This window comes from Kribbella rubisoli (assembly GCF_004217145.1).
Taxonomy (GTDB): Bacteria; Actinomycetota; Actinomycetes; order Propionibacteriales; family Kribbellaceae; genus Kribbella; species Kribbella rubisoli.
In genome coordinates this window covers 823,657-842,834 of record NZ_SHKR01000013.1, presented here as the reverse complement: position 1 = coordinate 842,834, position 19,178 = coordinate 823,657, and the positions used below count along the sequence as shown (strand labels likewise).

Annotated in this window: 22 protein-coding genes; 13 read left to right on the top strand and 9 right to left on the bottom strand. The window is 67.9% G+C overall.

The features are described 5' to 3' along the window. The first annotated feature begins 55 nt into the window (after positions 1-55). Positions 56-931 carry a redoxin domain-containing protein gene (locus EV645_RS24175; protein ID WP_130446221.1) on the top strand — a complete coding sequence of 292 codons (876 nt, stop codon included), beginning with the start codon at positions 56-58 and terminating at the stop codon, positions 929-931. Here the strand turns inward: EV645_RS24175 and EV645_RS24170 are convergent. The 3 genes from EV645_RS24170 to EV645_RS24160 all read right to left on the bottom strand — a co-directional run bounded on the left by EV645_RS24170 (position 928) and on the right by EV645_RS24160 (position 2,490). Beyond that, a complete protein-coding gene (locus EV645_RS24170; protein ID WP_130446220.1) occupies positions 928-1,314 on the bottom strand; it encodes a pilus assembly protein CpaE in 387 nt (128 codons plus the stop codon). The two genes, EV645_RS24175 and EV645_RS24170, sit on opposite strands and share 4 nt — an antisense overlap. A 64-nt stretch (positions 1,315-1,378) precedes the next feature. Continuing rightward, positions 1,379-1,750 (bottom strand): hypothetical protein, encoded by a 372-nt coding sequence (locus tag EV645_RS24165; protein WP_130446219.1) that lies wholly within the window; start codon positions 1,748-1,750, stop codon positions 1,379-1,381. A 20-nt stretch (positions 1,751-1,770) separates the two neighbouring features. Further along, positions 1,771-2,490, bottom strand: coding sequence for a M15 family metallopeptidase (locus EV645_RS24160; RefSeq protein WP_130446218.1), 720 nt, complete (start codon positions 2,488-2,490; stop codon positions 1,771-1,773). A 176-nt stretch (positions 2,491-2,666) separates the two neighbouring features. Between EV645_RS24160 and EV645_RS24155 the strand changes: the two genes are divergently transcribed. Together EV645_RS24155 and EV645_RS24150 are read left to right on the top strand one after the other, a co-directional pair. Then, entirely contained in the window at positions 2,667-4,025 is a 1,359-nt protein-coding gene (locus tag EV645_RS24155) for a sensor histidine kinase (protein ID WP_242000610.1), read from the top strand. Next, positions 4,022-4,762 carry a response regulator gene (locus EV645_RS24150; RefSeq protein WP_198681854.1) on the top strand — a complete coding sequence of 247 codons (741 nt, stop codon included), beginning with the start codon at positions 4,022-4,024 and terminating at the stop codon, positions 4,760-4,762. Before EV645_RS24155 ends, EV645_RS24150 begins: the two co-directional genes overlap by 4 nt. 323 nt (positions 4,763-5,085) lie before the next feature. Here EV645_RS24150 and EV645_RS24145 read toward each other — a convergent pair whose 3' ends face one another. Then, positions 5,086-5,448 (bottom strand): MmcQ/YjbR family DNA-binding protein, encoded by a 363-nt coding sequence (locus EV645_RS24145; protein ID WP_130446216.1) that lies wholly within the window; start codon positions 5,446-5,448, stop codon positions 5,086-5,088. Between the two features lie 43 nt (positions 5,449-5,491). Here EV645_RS24145 and EV645_RS24140 point away from each other — a divergent pair, with 43 nt between their 5' ends. From EV645_RS24140 to EV645_RS24125, 4 genes are all read left to right on the top strand, one after another. Beyond that, positions 5,492-6,568 (top strand): alpha/beta hydrolase, encoded by a 1,077-nt coding sequence (locus EV645_RS24140; protein ID WP_130446215.1) that lies wholly within the window; start codon positions 5,492-5,494, stop codon positions 6,566-6,568. After that, on the top strand, positions 6,528-7,274 hold the full coding sequence (locus tag EV645_RS24135) for an esterase family protein (protein ID WP_130446214.1): 747 nt from the start codon (positions 6,528-6,530) through the stop codon (positions 7,272-7,274). The genes EV645_RS24140 and EV645_RS24135 overlap by 41 nt, the downstream gene beginning before the upstream one ends. A gap of 63 nt (positions 7,275-7,337) precedes the next feature. Further along, on the top strand, positions 7,338-8,573 hold the full coding sequence (locus EV645_RS24130) for an ATP-grasp domain-containing protein (protein ID WP_130446213.1): 1,236 nt from the start codon (positions 7,338-7,340) through the stop codon (positions 8,571-8,573). A 5-nt stretch (positions 8,574-8,578) separates the two neighbouring features. Beyond that, complete coding sequence (locus EV645_RS24125; protein WP_242000609.1) at positions 8,579-9,463, top strand: amidohydrolase family protein; 885 nt, start codon at positions 8,579-8,581, stop codon at positions 9,461-9,463. Here EV645_RS24125 and EV645_RS24120 read toward each other — a convergent pair. From EV645_RS24120 to EV645_RS24110, 3 genes are read right to left on the bottom strand one after another with little or no spacing between them, the layout of a single operon-like run. After that, positions 9,431-10,105 (bottom strand): cation diffusion facilitator family transporter, encoded by a 675-nt coding sequence (locus EV645_RS24120; protein ID WP_242000608.1) that lies wholly within the window; start codon positions 10,103-10,105, stop codon positions 9,431-9,433. The genes EV645_RS24125 and EV645_RS24120 overlap by 33 nt on opposite strands. Further along, positions 10,102-10,449, bottom strand: a complete 348-nt coding sequence (locus EV645_RS24115; protein WP_130446212.1) for an ArsR/SmtB family transcription factor — start codon at positions 10,447-10,449, stop codon at positions 10,102-10,104. The genes EV645_RS24120 and EV645_RS24115 overlap by 4 nt, the downstream gene beginning before the upstream one ends. A gap of 24 nt (positions 10,450-10,473) precedes the next feature. Next, entirely contained in the window at positions 10,474-11,220 is a 747-nt protein-coding gene (locus EV645_RS24110; protein ID WP_130446211.1) for a TRM11 family SAM-dependent methyltransferase, read from the bottom strand. Between the two features lie 180 nt (positions 11,221-11,400). Here EV645_RS24110 and EV645_RS24105 point away from each other — a divergent pair, with 180 nt between their 5' ends. Further along, a complete protein-coding gene (locus tag EV645_RS24105) occupies positions 11,401-12,135 on the top strand; it encodes a class I SAM-dependent methyltransferase (RefSeq protein WP_130446210.1) in 735 nt (244 codons plus the stop codon). A 99-nt stretch (positions 12,136-12,234) separates the two neighbouring features. Beyond that, positions 12,235-14,043, top strand: a complete 1,809-nt coding sequence (locus EV645_RS24100) for a glycoside hydrolase family 2 protein (RefSeq protein ID WP_130446209.1) — start codon at positions 12,235-12,237, stop codon at positions 14,041-14,043. Here EV645_RS24100 and EV645_RS24095 read toward each other — a convergent pair. Beyond that, the gene (locus tag EV645_RS24095; RefSeq protein WP_242000607.1) at positions 14,028-15,113 is read right to left on the bottom strand and encodes a YeiH family protein; all 1,086 of its coding nucleotides are present in this window, start codon (positions 15,111-15,113) and stop codon (positions 14,028-14,030) included. The two genes, EV645_RS24100 and EV645_RS24095, sit on opposite strands and share 16 nt — an antisense overlap. Before the next feature lie 83 nt (positions 15,114-15,196). On the opposite strand from EV645_RS24095, the gene EV645_RS24090 reads away from it, so the two are divergent. Then, positions 15,197-15,976, top strand: coding sequence for a GntR family transcriptional regulator (locus EV645_RS24090; RefSeq protein ID WP_130446208.1), 780 nt, complete (start codon positions 15,197-15,199; stop codon positions 15,974-15,976). On the opposite strand, the gene EV645_RS24085 is transcribed toward EV645_RS24090, so the two are convergent. Continuing rightward, positions 15,964-16,875, bottom strand: a complete 912-nt coding sequence (locus tag EV645_RS24085) for a LysR family transcriptional regulator (protein ID WP_130446207.1) — start codon at positions 16,873-16,875, stop codon at positions 15,964-15,966. The two genes, EV645_RS24090 and EV645_RS24085, sit on opposite strands and share 13 nt — an antisense overlap. Before the next feature lie 106 nt (positions 16,876-16,981). On the opposite strand from EV645_RS24085, the gene EV645_RS24080 reads away from it, so the two are divergent. Genes EV645_RS24080 through EV645_RS24070 form a run of 3 tightly spaced genes read left to right on the top strand, consistent with a single transcriptional unit; the run spans position 16,982 to position 19,177 of the window. Beyond that, on the top strand, positions 16,982-17,692 hold the full coding sequence (locus EV645_RS24080) for an SDR family NAD(P)-dependent oxidoreductase (RefSeq protein WP_130446206.1): 711 nt from the start codon (positions 16,982-16,984) through the stop codon (positions 17,690-17,692). 1 nt (position 17,693) lies between these two features. Continuing rightward, a complete protein-coding gene (locus EV645_RS24075) occupies positions 17,694-18,830 on the top strand; it encodes a YbfB/YjiJ family MFS transporter (protein WP_198681808.1) in 1,137 nt (378 codons plus the stop codon). Further along, complete coding sequence (locus EV645_RS24070) at positions 18,827-19,177, top strand: SgcJ/EcaC family oxidoreductase (protein ID WP_130446205.1); 351 nt, start codon at positions 18,827-18,829, stop codon at positions 19,175-19,177. Before EV645_RS24075 ends, EV645_RS24070 begins: the two co-directional genes overlap by 4 nt. The last annotated feature ends 1 nt before the right edge of the window (position 19,178 follow it).

The window sequence follows — 19,178 nt, the reverse complement described above, 5'->3', positions numbered from 1 at the left end:
CCTCCCCAAGCACCACGCCTCCGCAGTACGATCCGTCGGGAGCATGGGGGTGGTCATGAACGCTCCAATAGGGATGCCGTCGCTCGCCGGAGCTGAGTGGTTGGACTCAGCGCCGCTCGGTCCCGATGAGTTGCACGGTCGCGTCGTACTGGTGAACTTCTGGACGTTCACCTGTATCAACTGGCTGCGCCAACTGCCGTACGTCCGCGCCTGGTCACAGGCCTATCGCGACGACGGCCTCGTCGTGATCGGTGTGCACACCCCCGAGTTCACGCTCGAGCACGACGTCGCGCGCGTACGCCGGGCCGCCCAGGAGCGGCAGATCGACTACGGGATCGTGATCGACAACGAGTACGAGGTCTGGCGTGCGTTCAGCAACCACTACTGGCCCGCGCTGTACTTCGTCGATCGGAACGGCGCGATCCGCGACACCCACTTCGGCGAGGGGCGCTACGAACAGTCGGAGCGAGTGATCCAGCGGCTCCTCGGCATCGACCGCGAACCCGTCAGCGTCACAGGCGTCGGCGTCGAGGCGGCCGCCGACTGGGCCAATCTGCGGACACCCGAGACGTACCTCGGCAGCGGGCGCGGCGGCGGGGTCGCATCTCAAGCGCTCACCGGCGACTGGGAGGTCGAGGAGGAGCGGGTGGTGCTCACGAAAGCCGGCGGCCAGATCGCCTTCACTTTCCGTGCCCGCGACGCGAACCTCGTACTCGCGCGCGGAGCCGAGCCCGTCCCGTTCCGGCTGCTGATCGACGGACAACCGCCCGGAGAGTCACACGGAGTCGACGTCTCCGCCGACGGACAAGGTCTCATCGATGAGGGGCGGCTGTACCAGCTCTTCCGCCAGCAAGGCGAAGTCGGCGAGCGAACGGTGGAGCTCACGTTCCTCGCACCCGGTGCAGAGGCCTACGTCTTCACGTTCGGCTAAGCGCCGAGCAAGTGGATGACCGCCTGGGCGTAGGCCTGTTCGGCGTCGTCGGCGGTGTGGCTGCTTTCGCTCAAGCTCACCCGGTAGCCGCCGGGGACCGACTCGAGGGACTGGAAGTGCTCGCCCAGGAGAGCACGGAGTTGCTCCTCGCGCGGGAGCCAGATCACCTCGCGTTGCTCGATGCTGTCCAGGGCCCACTCGGTGGTGCCGTTGAAGCCGATCACCTTGCTGCCCTGGTAGTCGTGCACCTCGACGGTCATGTCGCTCACCACGAACACGTCGTCGTCCATATCCCGGTCCGGCACGACGAATCGATCCCCTGCCGTCGGCGCCCACAGCACCCCGGCCTTGCGCAGTCGTCCGGCCTGCTCGATCGTGATCACCCCTCCATCCTCCCCACAGCACGCAAACAGCGCAGGTTCGCGGCGAGCCGCGGGGGGACGAAGGTCAGCGGCCGAGCGCGCTGCGCAGCTCCTCGGCACGGTGCGCGATGCGGTCCCGGCACTCGGTCGTGAGCGGCAGATCGAGCAGTGCGGTCGCCTGCAGGTGGCTGAGTCCGAACTGTGCGCGGAGCCGACGTACGGCGGTGTCGCGGTCGGCGGACGCCCGCAGTACCTCGGCCACCTCGTCGCGGCGGTCGAACGCGGCCAGTACGCCGTCGTAGATCTCGAGTTGCGTGTACGCGGACCGGTCCGGCTCCCGCACGGCGGTCACGTCTCCCTTCTCGCTGGAGCGGATCACCTGCCGCCACAGAGCGGGCACGGCCAGGCGGGCGCGGGTGTAGCGCCGGGTCAGGGGTTGCGCGTAGGTCATGGTCATGGTGAGTTCCCCCTTGGGTTTCAGTCAGCCTTGGCGACCGCGTGCGGTTCGCGCGGCGGACACTTGGTACCGGGCGCGGTCAGCGCCTCGAAGTGCCACGGTTCGTTGTCGTACCGGCGGCACACGCCGTACCGCCAGCCGTTCTTGTTCAGCCAGGTCATCGCGGCCGCCGGACCGATGTCCACGGCCTTGCCCTGTACGTGAGCGGAGTACTTCGGCGGCAGCACCCAGCGCGTCGCCACCTTGTACGAGCCGTACTTCTTGATCGCCGCGTTCAGCAGCCGCTGCTGCTTGCTCGCGCTGCGCCGGGCGGAGGTGATGCTGATCGTGATGCCGTCGGCCCTCGCGGCCGCCATCGCCTTCTTCAGGCGCGCCTTCAGCTTCGGCGACAGCCCGTTGATGCTCTCCTCCCGCACCGCCGTCGTCGTCGGCTCCGTCGTCTTCCTCTTGGTAGGACTCGTCGACGGGGTCTTCGGCGGAGTGGTCGGCGGGTACGTCGGGCGGCGGGTCGGCGTCGGAGTACTGGTCGACGGCGTGCTCGCGGGCGGCGCACCGATCGCCGGCGCGCTCACGGTCGACACGACCGGCTCCTTGTCCGCGGCGAGGCCGAGGAAGTCCCCGACCTGCGCATGCCACAGCAGCAGCGAACCGGCGACCGCGCCGACCCCGACCACACCGATCACGGACAGCAACCGCGTCCGCACCGCGCCGGGACGGCGTGGCGGCAGGTCGTTCCTCATGGGGTACAGCCTTTCGGATCAGCGCGGTCGACACATCGGTCCCAGGGACCGTCCTCGCGCCCCACCTCTAGCCCCTGAGTATCAGTTCGGACGCCGAGCCTCCTCCAAAAGTTGGAGAGACTGCCCCTCCGGGCAGATGAAGCTTCGGCAAACTCGAGCTGACTACGCTGGGCGACGTGAAGGGTATCTGGCGTCGGATGTCGCAGGGGCAGCAGGATCTGCTGCTTGCTGCGGTCATCGGCGTGGTCTGGTTCACCGCGCTGAACCTCATCAACGGCACCGGCCTCCGCCCGCACAACCCCGCCGTCTCCGTGGTGACCGGCGTCTTCCTGGTCGCAACGGTCGCCTTCGTACGCCGGATCCCGCGCACGATGCTCTTGATCGTCTCGGTCCTCTACCCCTTCCTGTACGCCGCGGCCGGCACCGGGCTGGCTGCGCAGCTCGGGCTGACGATCTTCGGCCAGCCCGAGATCAGCGACGCAGCGCTGCAGTCGGAGATCCACCTGGTCCCGCTGCTCGTCGTCGGCTACCTGGCGGCGTCGGCCGGCGTACGGCGCTTCACCTGTCTCTTCTTCACGATGGGCAGCCTGGCCGGGCTCATGATCGGGCTGCCGACCGTCGTGGCGTTCGTCCTGAGCCACGTGAACCGCGACGTCCTGCTGGGCGACCGGTACCGGAGCCTCCCGCGCGACGTGCCGAGCTTGTACAGCTATATCGACGTGTCGCTGTTCGTGTTCGCGGAGGCGCTGATCTGCGGGATGGTGCTGCTGGGCGCCGACGCCCGGCGACGCCGGAAGAGCGTCGCCCTGCTGGAGCAGCGGAACGCCGAGCTGGTTCGCCTGCGCGCGGTCGAGGCCGAGCGGGCGGCCGTGGCGGAGCGGACCCGGATCGCGCGGGACCTGCACGATGTGATCTCGCACCACGTCAGCGCCGTCGTGATCCGCGCACAGGCGGCCGACCGGGTGGCCGACCAGCGCCCCGAAGTACTGCGGGAAGCGATCCGCTGGATCATTGCCAGCGGCAAGGAAGCACTGACCGCGATGCGGGAGACGGTCCGCGTACTGAACACGGCCTCGCCCCAGATCGCCGGCGACACCGGGTCGGGCGGCGGGACCGCGCCGGTGCCGGATCTGGCCGATGTGGCGCGGATGGGTGAGCGGCTGAAGGCAGTCGGGATCGACGTGACGATGGACCTGCCGCCGCGACAGCGCCAACTCACGTCGGCGACCGACCTGACCGCAGTACGGATCATCCAGGAGGCGCTGACCAACGTGATGGTGCATGCGAAGGCAACCGCGGCGCGGGTGACCTGGCAGAGTGGACCGCAGGGTGAGCTCCTCACCATCGACGACAACGGGAACGGCGGACCGCCGCCGGTGAACGTGCTGGAGACCGCGCGGCGCAGCGAGAGCGGCCGCGGCAACGGGCTGATCGGGATGCGGGAACGGGCCACAGCAGTCGGCGGGACCCTCGCCGTCGCGGCCGGCCCCCTGGGTGGATGGAGAGTGCAGGCATGGCTGCCGCCGCAGAACTGAACGAGTCGATCCGGATCCTGGTCGCCGACGACCAGGGCGTGATCCGGATGGGGCTGGCGATGATCCTCGATCACGAGCCGGACCTGACCACGGTCGCCCAGGCCGAGAACGGCGAGGAGGCGCTCCGGCTGATCGAGCAGTACGACCCGGACGTCGTGCTGATGGACATCCGGATGCCGGTGATGGACGGTCTGGTCGCGACCGAGCGGATCACCACCGCCAACCGGGAGGCCGGACGCGCACGTCCCGCCGTACTCGTGCTGACCACGTTCGACGACGAGGCCTATGTGCTGGCCGCCGTACGCGCCGGGGCGTCCGGGTTCCTGCTGAAAGACACCGATCCGGACCTGCTGGTCTCAGCCGTCCGCGCCGTGTACCGCGGCGACTCGCTGGTCGACCCGGCCTCGACACGGGTGTTGCTGGAGCGCTGCATGGAGCTCGAGCGCCAGGTCGACGGCGGTACGCCGAACGCCGCGCCCGCCCAGCCGGATCCGCGCTGGGCCGGACTGCTCGCCCAGCTCAGCGAACGGGAGCGTGAGATCCTGGTCTGGATGGCGCGCGGCCTGTCGAACCGCGATCTCGCGACGAAGCTGTTCGTCAGCGAGACAACGGTCAAGACCCATGTCAGCTCGGTCCTGTCGAAGCTCGGACTGTCGAGCCGGGTCCAGGCCGTCGTCGTCGCCTACGAGGCCGGCGTGGTCCGGCCGGGCGAAGCCGACGTGCGCTGGGATTCCTAGAGATACAGCCAGAGCGCAACCGCCCCCACGGCGAGCAGGATCACAACGGTCAACGCTTGGCTCAGTACCGACGCCTTCTGGCGCCGGGGTAGGAAGTCCCCGGTCATGGGGCCTCCCGCCCTGGACTGAGGAGCGCAGGGAGCGAAGCGACTGGAGCGACGAGGGAAGGACGGGAGTTACAGCCCCATGACCCCCGCGCCGGAGGGGCGGCATCCAATACAGTCATGCTTCCAGAGTTGCTCGCGGAAGCGTTCCGCCCATCGGCCTTCAGGACGGTTCTCGCCTACTACCTGAGGATGAGGTCGTTGCCGCGAGCCCCTGCTTTAGTCACCGAGGTACTCGCGGCGGACCTTCTTCGGAACGCACAGCGACCAGGCGTCGAGGATCAGCTCGCGGAGTTCGTCGTAGTCGACGGCCGCCAGGTTGAGCTCGATCCACTGGAAGCGTTCGTCGGACGGGCGCGGCGGGAGGAACTTGTCCGGTTCGGCGGCCAGCGCGGCGGCGCGTTCCTCCCGCGGGAAACCCAGGCCGATGGTCTGCTCGTCGGCGGCGACCGCGAGGTACACGATCTGGCCGACGCGGAACTTGATCCGGTCCCGGACCAGAACTTCGTAGCTGCGCGGGAGGTCCGCGGTGATTTCGCGGATATCGGTGAGATCGACCACGTTCCCACGATAGAACGTCATCACTGACATCCACTGTCAGGATTTCCGGCAGTACCGTGGTCGGATGCCTGATGTCGTGAGCGCGGTCGAAGGGGCCGAGGTGGTGTTCCGCCTCGGTGACGCTGCGCATGCGTTCACGGGCGTTCGGTTGTGGCAGGAGCTCGGCCTGCCGGCCGAGCTGCTCGAGTTCAAACCGGTCGACTACGGCTGGGAACTGCGGCTGCCGCGCCCGTCGGTGCACCGGATGGAGTACCTGTTCGACATCGCCGACCTGGGGATGCGGACCGATCCGACCAACCCACGGGTCGTCGGCGGCGCGTTCGGGCAGCATTCCTGGTTGCCCTTGCCCGGGTACGTCGAACCCGCCTGGCTCACCGTGCCGCCGATCCCGTCGACGCTGATCCCACTCACGGCCGAGTCGCCGGTCGGCCCGATCAACCTTCAGGTCTGGGCGCCGGAAGGCATCGCACCCACGTTCGAGCTGCCGCTCCTCCTCGCCCACGACGGTCCGGAGTTCGCCTCGTACGCCGGTCTCCTGCACTACGCCGGCGCGATGGTCGCCGGATCCACGCTCCCCCCGTTCCGGCTCGCGCTGATCGAGCCGACCGCCCGGAACCTCTGGTACGCCGCGAATCCGCAGTACGCCGACGCCTTGACGCAGTACGTGGTGCCGGCCGTGCAAGCGCAGTACCGGAGCCGTAGGCCGGTGATGATGGGAGCGAGCCTGGGCGCGTTGGCGGCGCTGCATGCGGAGTGGAACCACCCGGGCACGTTCGACGGGCTGTTCCTGCAGTCGGGGTCGTTCTTCACGCCGGAGACCGATCCGCAGGAGTCGCGGTTCGAGTTCTACGCCGAGGTGACGGCGTTCGTCGAGCAGGTGCTGACGGCAACCACGGCGCCGAGTACGCCGGTGGTCGGCATCACCGCCGGGACGACCGAGGAGAACGTGCACAACAACCGGGTGATGGCCGCCCGGCTGGCCGAGCTCGGCCTCGAGGTCACACTCGACGAAACACCCGACATGCACAACTTCACAGCCTGGCGGGATGTGCTTCATCCTGATCTGACGGATCTTCTGCGGCAGACCTGGGGTGGGGCTGATGGAACGGGAGCAGGCCGAGTTGGAGGCACCGGGGCTTGATCGCCCCGGAACAGTGATCCGCTACGGGCATTTCGGCCGCCCGATGCTGGTCTTTCCGAGCGAGCAGGGCCGGGCCTGGGACTACGAGAACAACGGCATGGTCGACGCCGTCGCGGACCTGATCGAGGCCGGGCGAGTGAAGCTGTACTGCGTCGACTCGTACGACCACGTCAGCTGGTCCGACCGGAGCATCCAGCTCGAGGACCGCGCCCGCCGGCACGAACTGTACGAGTCCTGGATCGTGAACCAGGTCGTCCCGGCGATCGGGGCCGACTCGCCCGGGGTCAGCGACATCATCACGACCGGGTGCAGCCTGGGCGCGTTCCATGCGTTGAACTTCGCGTTCAAGCGGGCAGACCTGTTCCCGGTCGCGATCTGTCAGAGCGGGAACTACGACGCGAGCAGCTGGCACGCGTGGGGCGAGCGCGGCGACGCGACGTACTTCAACAATCCGGCCGACTACCTGCCCAACCTGTCGGGTGAGCATCTGGACTATTTGCGTGGGCGGCTGTTCATCCTGCTCACAGTGGGTCAAGGTGACTGGGAGACGAACCCGACCGGGTCGTTGCCGTCGGCTCGCGCGACCGATGCTGTGCTGACCGACAGGGGCATCCCGCATGAGCTGGACATGTGGGGGTACGACGTAGCACACGACTGGCCGTGGTGGCGTCAGCAGCTCGCCCATCATCTGCCCCGATTCTGCTGAGGAGATTTCCACCTCCCTCCCCTCTTTCCTTCCTTCCCTTTCCTCGATCCAGTAGGAGATCTTGTGTCTGACCGTTCCCGCCATCTGATCGGGTTGTTGCTGGGCGCCGAGGAAGACTGGCCGCAGGCGTTCGAGGCGTTGCTGCAGCGGGTCGGGCCGGTCACGCTCGACGGCCACGAGCACGAGTTCGGGTCCCGGCGGCTGACGATCGAGCCGTTCGACCTCAACGATCCGGTCCGGGTCGGACTGGTGATCGACCGGCTCGCGTACTGGTACTACCACCCGCGGGAGTGGCTGAAGAAGGCCGCGCTGATGAACGGCACGTACCTGCTGAACTCCCCGTTCACGTTCCAGGCGATGGAGAAACACTCGGCGTACTGCGCGATGCTGCGGCTCGGGCTGAAGATCCCGCGGACCGTGCTGGTGCCGTACAAGAACCCGGTCGACAACGTGCGCTGGGCGTACACGTCGGCGAAGTACAACCGGCCGTTCGACCTGGACGCGATCGCTGACGACCTTGGCTACCCGCTGTACATGAAGCCGTTCGACGGCGGCGGGTGGCGTGGGGTGTCGCGGATCAACAACCGTGACGACCTGCACCGCGCGTACGACGAGTCCGACGAGATGCTGATGCACCTGCAGGCCACGGTCGAGTACGACAAGTTCGCCCGCGCGCTGTCGATCGGCGCCGAGACGATGGTGATGGACTTCCGCCCCGACGAGCCGATGCACAACCGGTACGCCGTTTCGCACGGCTTCCTTTCGCCGTCGGCCGGACACCAGACGGTGGCGATCAGCCGGATCGTGAACGCGTTCTTCGGCTGGGAGTTCAACTCCTGCGAGATGCTGGTCGCGGGCGACGAGGTGTACCCGATCGACTATGCCAACGCCTGCCCCGACGTCGCGGTCACGTCGCTGCACTACTACTTCCCGTGGGCGATCAGTGCGCTGGTGAAGTGGTCGGTCTTCTCACTCGCCACCGGCCGCCGCAGCAAGGTCGACCTCCGTACCGAGCGCTACTTCGAGATCGCCGACGACGAGTCCATGGACTACGACGCGAAGCTCGACGGGTACCTCGCGCTCGCGGACGAGCACTTCGAGACCGCGAAGTACCAGGAATGGTGTGCCGCTCACCTGGGTGACTTCGACCTCCGCGTCCGCGAATGGGTCGCCGGCCCCGACTTCGACCGGTTGCTGCGCGAGACGGTCGTCGCGACGTACCCGGAGCACGAGCAGGACAAGTTCCACGCTCACTTCAAGGGCCTGACCGACCTCTGGCTGGCCGATCAGGCAGGCTAGAGGGCGTGCGTGACGCGGAGGTACCGGACTGGTGGCGGCGGCTCGGGTTGGACGGGCTGGTGGATGTGCATGTGCATTTCCTGCCGGACCGGGTGATGAATGCGGTCTGGGCGTACTTCGATCAGGCATCGGAGCATTACGGGACCGCGTGGCCGATCACCTACCGGACGTCGGTCGAGGAGCGGTTGAAGACGCTGGACGCTTTGGGGGTTCGGGCGTTTCCGGCGTTGGTTTATCCGCACAAGCCGGGGATGGCTGCATCCTTGAACGAGTGGGCCCGGGACTTCGCGGCGGTGACGCCTGGGTGTGTGGCGAGCGGGACGTTCTTTCCCGAGGCCACAGCGGCCGGATACGTCCGCAAGGCGTTGGAGTTGGGGACGCGTATCTTCAAGGTTCACGTGCAGGTCGGCGACTACGATCCTCGGTCCGGTGAGTTGGACGATGTGTGGGGGCAGCTGGCCGAGGCCGGTACGCCGGTCGTCGTGCACTGCGGCTCCGGCCCGATCCCAGGTCGGCACACCGGTCCTGGGCCGATGGGTGAGGTCCTGCGCAGGCATCCCCGGTTGACCGCGGTGATCGCTCATCTCGGGATGGCGGAGTACGCCGAGCATCTCGCGCTCACGTCGTACCCGAATGTGCATCTGGACACGACGATGGCGCTGACGCCGTTCACCGAGGCGATGATGCCGTTCCCCCGCTCGTTGGTCCCACGGCTGCTTGAGCTCCAGGACCGGATCGTGCTCGGGACCGACTTCCCGAACATTCCGTACGAGTACGCCGTACAGCTGGACGTGCTCGAGGCGTTGGAGCTCGGCGATGACTGGCTGCGGTCGGTGTGCTGGGAGAACGGCGCGCGGCTACTCGGCCTTGCAGGCGCCGCCGAGGGGTGAGCAACAGCCCTCGCCTCGCCAGGCCTCGACGCCCTCGCGGACAGCTACCGCCGCGATGATCAGGCCGGCGATCGGGTCCGCCCAGGACCAGCCGAGGGTTGCATTGAGGAGCAGTCCGACCAGGAGGACCGCAGACAGATAGGTGCACAGGAGCGTCTGGGTCGAGTCGGCGACGACGGCGTTCGAGCCGAGCGCTCTTCCGGTACGGCGCTGGGCCCAGGAGAGGAACGGCATCACGATCAGCGACGCGATCGCGAGGCCGATGCCCACCGGCGACGTGTGCGGGTCGGCGCCGGTGATCAAGGTGCGGATCGACTCGAAGCCGACATACGCGGCCAGGGCGAAGAAGGAGAAGGCGAAGAGGCGGAGGGCGCGGCGTTCGCGGGACTCCGGGAGGGGGTGGCGGAACTGCCAGAGAATGATCAGGCCGCTGGAGACCTCGACGACCGAGTCCAGGCCGAATCCGACGAGGGCCACCGAGCCGGCGACCAGACCTGAGGTGATCGCGACGACGGCCTCGATCACGTTGTAGGTGACGGAGGCGCCGGCCAGCAACTGCGCGCGGCGGCCTAGCCGGCGGCGTTCGGCCGGATCCACGACCCAAGCTGAGGCCGCGGTGCCGAGCTGCATCGGCTCAGTCATGGCGCGGCCGTCAGTCCGTAGTTGGGGCAGAGAGCGACGGCATCGCCGGTCAGGCCGAGGAGGCGCTCGGCCGCGGCAAGCAGGTCCATCGTCGCCTCGGGGTGCGACAGGCTGAACATCGACGCCCGTCCTTGCGGACGCGACTCGACGAGACCGCAGTCCCGCAGACACGCAAGATGTTTGGACACCGTCGACTGCGCCAGTCCGAGATGCTCCGTCAGCTCGACCACCCGATGCTCACCCAGCGCCAGATGCCGCACGATCGCCAACCGCGACCCGTCACTGAACCCATGGAACAAACACGCCGCAACCGCGAGGTCCGCACCGACAGCACTCATCGTCATTTGGCGATGTTATCGCATCTCAGCTCATCGTGGGCGGGTGAGGACATAGGCCGTTGGAGTCGCTCCGTTGTATCTGAGGAGGCGTTGGCGGACGACCTTGAGGGCTCGCTGGCGTTGGATCGCGTTGTGGAGCAGGCGTTTGTCCTCGGTCAGGAGGACGGCACGGCCGTCGGGGGTGAGTACTCGGTCGAGCTCGCGCAGGACGGCCGGGTAGAGCGTGCGGTTGAGCTCATGACTGCCGACCTGCTTGCCGAACGGAAGATTCGTGACGACGCGATCCACACTTCCGTCTTGCAGTGGAAGCGCGTCCGCCTTGGCTTGTGCGAGCTCGTGACATCCGTTCGCGGTTGCTATCGCGAGGGCGCGCGGGTCGTGATCCGTTCCGATGATGTGTGCGGCGGGTGCACGACGCCGTGCCGCCAGCAGGATCGTCCCCGTGCCACAGAACGGGTCGAGGACGTGATGACCCGGCCGGATCTTCGCCAGCCGGACGATGACCTCGGCAACTACCGGATTAGTTGACCATGGCAACCGTTCCAGCCGCCCGAACCGCCGCATCCAGGACAGCGGCGCATCGCCGGAGCCGATGACGGTGAAGTAGAGAGCGCAGGCAACGAGTTCGTCCAACGGGCCGTCGACCGCGCATTCGACAGTCTCGGCGGACAGTTGGCGGATCGAATGGACGGACGACATCGCCCGGAGCTCCTCGATGAGGAGATCGGCGGCGCCGTCGATGGTGTGCAGGACAAAACGGTCGGTACAGCAGGGCACGACAAGGCTCCTGAAGGCTCGCGATCGACATGAACAGTCGAAGCGCGGCGTACGCACGACGAAGCCGGCCGACTCCCACCGGAGCCCGCCTCAACCCGCCGTACCTACGCCTTCAGAAACGTCCCATCACCGCCAGCGTATTGGGTTTCGCCGCCCGCCATCATCTGGTTTTGTTGCCGGATGACTGACGAGCGCACGGCGGCGCGTATCTCCACGGTTGATCAGTTGCTCGAGGTGCTGGATCGAGTGGTGGGGGCGAGCGGTCGGGGCGATCGGGCTCATGCGTCCGCGGCCGACTACTGGACCGGGTTGCTGACCACGCCCGGGCATCCGCTGACAAGCCCGTTGCCGGACGAGCCCTTGGTCGACTGGCACGAGCGCGGTCTGCTCGGGGAACTCTCCGGCGCGCGGGTGCTCGACGTGGGCTGCGGCGGAGGCCGCAACACCCGCTGGTTCGCCGAGCAGGGCGCGACGGCCGAGGGTGTCGATCTCGCGGCCGAACTGCTCGACAAGCTCCGACCGAGCATGCCGGCGACAGTCACGCTGACGGCGCTCGACGTACTGCGAGATCCTCTGCCGGCCGGTCCGTTCGACGTGGTGTACGACTCAGGCTGCTTCCACCACATCGCACCGCACCGCCGGATCACGTACCTCCAGCGGCTCCTTCCGCTGGTCCGCCCCGGCGGCCGGTTCGCCATCGTCACCTTCGCGGCGGAGCGCATGGATACGCCCAGCGACCTCGACGTCGTCATGACGGGCGACACGTACGGCGGCATGACGTTCTCGCTCGACGACCTCCGCACAATCTTCGGCGCGCTCAGCCCGGTCGAACTCCGCGGCGTAAACCCGGACCGCTCCGGCACCTTCGCCCCCGACTTCCTCAACGCCGCACTGTTCACGGCCGAAGGCAGCTAGCGCTCCGGAACCATTTGGTGCCTGACGGCCCGTTGCTGCGTTCATTCCAACGTTGTACCGTCGTGCTGTCCCCATCGAGATCAGCATCTGGGAGAGTTCATGTCGCAGCCTCGTGCGGAGTATCCGCGTCCGCAGTTCGTTCGTCCGGAGTGGGTGAATCTGAACGGTGACTGGCAGTTCGAGATCGACCGGTCGGACTCCGGGTTGGAGCGCGGGCTGCGGGATCGGGAACTGCCGCAGCGGATCGTCGTACCGTTCGCGCCGGAGACCGAGTTGTCCGGGATCGAGGACGTCGACTTCCTGGAGGCGGTCTGGTACCGCACCACCGTCACGATCCCCGCGGACTGGGCCGGCAAGGAGGCCGTGCTGCACTTCCAGGCCGTCGACCACGACGCGACCGTCTGGGTGAACGGCGTCGAGGTCGTCCGGCACCGCGGCGGTTTCACGCCGTTCAGCGCCAACCTCCGCCACGTCGCCGCTCCCGGCGAGGAGGCGACGATCGTCGTCCGCGCGCGGGACAGCCACCGCGGTCCGCAGGCGCGCGGCAAGCAGAGCCAGTTGTACTTCAACCACAGCTGCCTCTACACGCGCACCACCGGCATCTGGCAGACCGTCTGGCTCGAAGCAGTGCCCACGGTCCACCTGAAGCGCCCGCGTATCACCCCGGACGTCGCCGGCTCGAGCTTCCACCTCGAAGTACCGGTGTCCGCGAACAAGCCCGGCTACAAGGTCCGCGCCACCCTCAAGGACGCCGACGGCGAGGTCACCACGGCCGACGTACGCGCCGACCTCGACCTCGCCCCGCGCCTGACCCTGCAGATCCCGGCCGACCGCGTCCGCCTCTGGGACACCACGGACCCGCACCTGTACGACGTACGCCTCGAGCTGATCGATGCCGACGGCAACGTTGAGGACAGTGCCGACTCGTATGCCGGCCTGCGCTCGGTGAGCATCAACGGCAAGGCGATCCTGATCAACGGCAAGCACGTGTACCAGCGGCTCGTGCTGGACCAGGGATACTGGCCGGAGAGCCTGATGACCGCGCCGTCCGAGGAGGCGCTGGTCCGCGACATCGAGCTCAGCCTGGCGGCCGGGTTCAACGGCGCGCGCCTGCACCAGAAGGTGTTCGAGGAGCGCTTCCTGTACCACGCCGACCGGCTCGGCTACCTGGTCTGGGGCGAGTTCGGCGACTGGGGTTCCGGCGTCGGCCACACCGACAACGACAACCAGCAACCGACGGCCTCGTACGTCGCCCAGTGGCTCGAGGCGGTCGAACGCGACTACAGCCACCCGAGCATCGTCGGCTGGTGCCCGCTGAACGAGACGCACCAGCTCCTGCACGACCGGATCACCCAGCTCGACGACGTCACCCGCGCGATGTTCCTCGCCACCAAGGCCGCCGACACGAGCCGTCCCGTGCTGGACGCGTCCGGCTACAGCCACCGCGTGCCGGAGACCGACGTCTGGGACTCGCACAACTACGAGCAGGACCCGGCCAAGTTCGCCGAGCAGATGGCGGACCTGGTCAACAACAAGCCGTACGGCAACACAGGCGGCCCCGAGGGCAAGCCGATCTCCCTCGCGTACGACGGCCAGCCGTACTTCTGCAGCGAGTTCGGCGGCATCTGGTGGAACGCCGAGAAAGCTGCCGCCGGGAAGAGCGGGAACTCCGCGGACTCCTGGGGCTACGGTCAGCGCGTCGCGGACGAGGAGGAGTTCTACAGCCGCTTCGCCGGTCTGGTCGACGCCCTCCTCGACAACGAGCTGATGTTCGGCTACTGCTACACGCAGCTGACCGACGTGTTCCAGGAAGAGAACGGCATCTACAACTTCGACCGTTCCGACAAGCTCGACGTACCGCGCATCAAGGCGGTCCAGGACCGCCAGGCGGCCTATGAGAAAGACTGAAGTCCGAGGCTGCCGAGCGCGACCAGGACCCAGAGGATCGCTCCGAGCAGGAGCGGCCTGGGTCCTGCGTCGCGCAGCTCGCGCGGCCGCAGCGACAGGCCGATCGCAGTGAGTGCGGCGGTGATGAGAGTGCTGCCGATGATCGTGAGGGTCGGCAGCCAGGACTCGGGTACGACGCCCGCGGAGCGCAGGCCCGCGGCGGCGATGAACCCGATCAGGAACAGCGGGACGAGCTTGCGCCACGGCAGCGGCTTACGAATCGACGTCGTGGCGCCGTCGTACAAGCCCTCCCCCGCGGCGTCGAGCGCACGGGCCGCGCGGTTCTCGCGCCGGATCTTCAGCGCGACGAGCGTCAGCACGATCGGGATCAGGGTCAGCGAACGGGTCAGCTTCACCACGATCGCCTGGTCGCCGGCGGCCTGGCTGTACGCGTACCCGGCCGCGACGACGGACGACGTGTCGTTGACCGCAGTACCCGCCCAGAGCCCGAAGGACTCCGAGCTCATGCCGAGCAGATGGCCGAGCGGGGGGAACGTCAGTACGGCGACGATGTTGAAGGTGAAGATCGTCGCCATCGCATAGGCGACCGACGAACGCCGAGCGCCGATCGCGGCCGTCGCGGCGGCGATCGCCGATCCGCCGCAGATCGCCGTACCGACGCCGATCAGGGTCTGAGTGTCTCCGCGTACGCCGAGCAGCCGGCCGAAGAACCACGCTCCGCCAAGAGCGAGCGCGAGCGTCCCGAGCATGACCGGCAGCGACGAGGCGCCGACGCGGGCGACCTGCTGGAGCGACAGACCAGTTCCCAGTACGACGATCGACAGCTGGAGCAGTGTCTTCGAGGCGAAGTCGTACCCCGGGCGGCAGGCCTCGCTGCGGAGCGGCCGGATGAACAGTCCGGCGATCACACCCAGCACGATCCCGAACACCGGACCGCCCACGACAGGCACCAGCCGCCCGAGCGGGACCGCCGCTGCGGTGATCACCAGGACAGCTGCCAGGCCTGGCATCCGGGACGGCGGCTTCGGAGCAGTAGTAGTGGTGTGCCGTGGCCTAACCTCAAGGTGCACCACTGAGCCCGGTCCTTCCCGCCGAAATGTACGCACATTTACGGTAGGAGATGACCGGACATTTAGCAACCCGGAAGGAACGGATGAGCGTGGGCAGGCTGGACCGTGCCGGCGGCGGGCCGCTGTGGAAGCAGCTGCAGGAGGATCTGGTCCGGCGGCTGCGCTCAGGCGAGTTCGATGACGCCTTCCCCGGAGAGCTCGCGCTGGTCGACGAGTACGAGGTCAGCCGGCACACCGTTCGCCAGTCCCTCGGTCAGCTCCGGACCGACGGGCTGATCATCGCCGAGCGCGGACGCCAGCCGCGGGTCGCGACCGCGCCGGAGATCCGGCAGCCGATGGGCGCGCTCTACAGTCTGTTCTCCTCGGTCGAGGAGTCCGGCCTCCCGCAGCGCAGCGCCGTCCGCGCGCTCGATGTCCGCGCCGACGGCGTGATCGCCGCCCGCCTCAACCTCGACGGATCCACTCCGCTGCTCTACCTCGAGCGCCTCCGGTACGCCGGTGACGAGCCGCTCGCACTCGACCGCGTCTGGCTCCCCGCGACCCTCGCGGAACCGCTGCTCGACGCCGACTTCACCCACACCAGCCTGTACAACGAGCTCTCCACCCGCACCGGCATCAACCTGGACCACGGCCGCGAAGACATCCGCGCCGTGAACCCGAGCCCGTCCGAGCGAGCGCTCCTGCACTGCCCCGCGGACGCAGCGGTCTTCTCGATCGTCCGCCAAGGCACCGCGCAGAACCGTCCGGTCGAGTGGCGTCACACCCTCGTCCGCGGCGACCGATTCGCCCTGTCCGCAGAGTTCTCCGCCAACGCCGGCTACCGCCTGACGCCGAGCACCACGGCCCTTTCTCAGGCCTGGTGAAACGGGTCGTCCGCAGGTAACCAGGACGTCGCCGGGTCGAAGTCGACCTTCACATCCCGGGTCAGTACATCAACAGCCGCGAGTACGGCGGGACGCGATTCGTCCTGCCGCGCCACCAGCGCCCAGGTCCACACCGGAACCGGATCGATCACCGGTCTGCGGACGAAGCCCCGCGGCAACGGCGTCGCATCCCGTTTCGGCGAGCTGACGATCGGCCGGCCCAACCGCCGTACGTGATCGAAGAACCCCGGACCCGTGATCCCGTGATCCTCGATCCGCTCGACCGCGGCGCCGGTCGCGCGGGCGAACTCGACCGCGTAGATGTTCCACGAAGCCCACGCCTCGGTGTCCGCGTCGACCAGCACGACCGTGTCCCGCGCCCGGACTGGCGTCTCGTCGCCGGCTGAGACCGCAAACAGCCGATCCGCCCCGAGCAGCCGGCCGGACAGTTCCTGCTCGGCCAGGTCGGTCGCACGAACCCAGCAGATCGCGAGGTCGATGCTCCCGTCCGCGACCCGCGCCGCCTGCGTGTGCGACGGCATCACCCAGGTGTCGACCAGCAGCTGTGCAACCCCGGACACACGCTCGGCCAGATCCGGCGGCCGCCAGCTCACGTACCCCAACCGCACCGGCTCGCTCGCCGCGAATCCCCGGGCCGTACGTCGCAACGCATCCGCCTGCTCGAGCAACGCCCGCGTCTGCGGCAGCAAGGTTTCGCCGTGGGCGGTCAGCGTCACGGTACGGCGGTCGCGCTCGAACAACCGCACGCCGAGGTCCCGCTCGAGGGACTTGATCTGCTGCGACAACGACGGGCCGGCGATGTGCAACCGGGCCGCGGCCCGCCCGAAGTTCAGCTCCTCGGCGACCGCCACGAAGTACCGCAACTGCCGCAGCTCCACGTGCCACAGCGTAGTAGGCCGAGCCTCCCAGCTGGGAGCAAAGCGGTCGTGGAAAAGCTCGCATGGTTCGACCACCATCGAATTAACAACCTCGAGAAGGAGAACCATGAACCAGCAGAAAGTCGCCGTGATCACCGGAGCGTCCCAGGGCATCGGGGCGGGCCTGGTCACGGCGTACCGCAAGCTCGGCTATGCCGTCGTCGCGAACTCGCGGACCATCACGCGCTCCGACGACCCGTTGGTGCTGGCCGCCCCCTGCGACATCGCCGAGCCGGGCGCCGGCGCGCGCGTGATCGAGCAAGGCCTCGACACCTTCGGCCGGATCGACACGCTCGTCAACAACGCGGGCATCTTCGTCGCGAAGCCGTTCACCGAATACACCGACGAAGACTTCGACCGGATCAACGGGATCAACCTGCGCGGCTTCTTCGACACCACCCGCGCGGCGATCACCGCCATGCTGGAGAACGAGGACGGCGGCCATGTCGTCAACATCACCACCAGCTTCGCATCGCACGCGTACAGCACGGTCCCGTCCGCGCTCGCGTCGCTGACCAAGGGCGGGCTGAACTCGGTCACCAAGTCGCTCGCGACCGAGTACGCCGCGCGCGGGATCAGGTTCAACGCGGTGGCGCCCGGCGTCATCCGTACGCCGATGCACCCGGAGGAGACGCACGAATTCCTCGCGGCCCTGCACCCGGTCGGCCGGCTGGGCGAGATCGAGGAGATCGTCGACGCGGTCACCTACTTGGAGAGCGCGAAGTTCGTCACCGGTGAGGTACTGCACGTAGACGGCGGGCAGCAGGCCGGCCACTGAGATGTCGACTACTGTCGCGGTCACGGAGAGGTTGGCGGGTGGTCGCGCCGCTTGGCGGCTGGCCGGGCAAGGGGCGGCGGCGTTGGCCGGTGGGATGGGGATCGGCCGGTTCGCGTACACACCGATCCTGCCGATGATGCACGCACAGGTCGGCCTGTCGCCGCATCTCGGCGCCAGGCTCGCGACAGCCAACTACACCGGCTACCTGGCCGGTGCGCTGGCGGCGATCGCCGTACCGCGGTTGATCCACTCACGCTGGGCGCTGCGCCTGTCGATGCTCGTCCTGGCCGCAACGCTCGCCCTGATGCCGCTCGGTCGGAGCGGAGCGCTCTGGATCGGACTGCGGCTGATCGCGGGGATCGCGAGCGCGCTGGTATTCGTGATCGCGGTCAGCGCCGTACTCCCCCGATTGCACAGCCACCACGTCGGCTGGACTTTCGGCGGAGTCGGCGCCGGCATCGCGCTGTCAGGCGCAGTACTTGCTGGCGGCAACTGGCGTACGGCGTGGTGTCTCGCGGCCCTGCTTACCGTCGCCTGCACAATTCCGGCCTGGAACCTCACCGGGTCGGCCAGCTCAACAACTGTTGCGCGAGGCACCAGATCGCGACACTTCAACGCGCTCCTGGCCAGCTACACCTTGGAGGGCATCGGCTACATCATCGCCGGCACGTTTCTCGTTGCTGCGATCAACGAAACGGCAACAGGTGCTGTCGGCAACGGCGCCTGGATCATCGTCGGCCTGGCCGCCCTGCCGTCGACCGCACTCTGGGCCTGGTTGAGCCGCTCCTGGTCGCGATCGACGCTCCTCCTGGTCGCGCTGCTCCTGCAGGCAGTCGGCATCGCGTTGCCGACGTTCATCCACGGGATCGCAGCCGCGCTGATCTCCGCCGCGCTCTTCGGCGCGACGTTCCTCGGCGTCGCCAACCTCGCGATCGCGATCGGCGCCGAACTCGACGTGCCGCACGCGGTCGCCATCCTCACCACCGGCTACAGCCTCGGCCAGATCATCGGGCCGCTGGCGGTCGGACCCCTGCTCCACAACGGATACCACCAGGCGCTCCTGGTCAGCGCCGGGGTCGTGGCCCTCGCCGCGATCGCAGCGCTCCTGGTCCGCCATCAACCGAAGGAACTCACATGAACAACATCCTGTACGACGTCCTCGCGCAGTGGAAGTCAGCCATCGACGACCACGATCCGCAACGCGCTGCCGCGCTCTTCACCAAGGACGCGATCTTCCAAGGCCTGCATCCGTACGGCGTGGGCCGTGACGCCGTCGCGGAGTACTACGAATCGCAGCCCCTCGGCCTGTCGCCGCAGTACAACCTGCTCGAAACCCGCCAACTCGCCGACGACACGGTGCTTGGGTATCTGGCCGTCGACTTCACCTTCACCGACCGGCCGACGCTCCCGGTCAACCTGCTCGTCATTCTTCGGCGGACCGATGATGGCTGGCTGATCTCGCACTATCAGGTCTCGCGGTTATAGA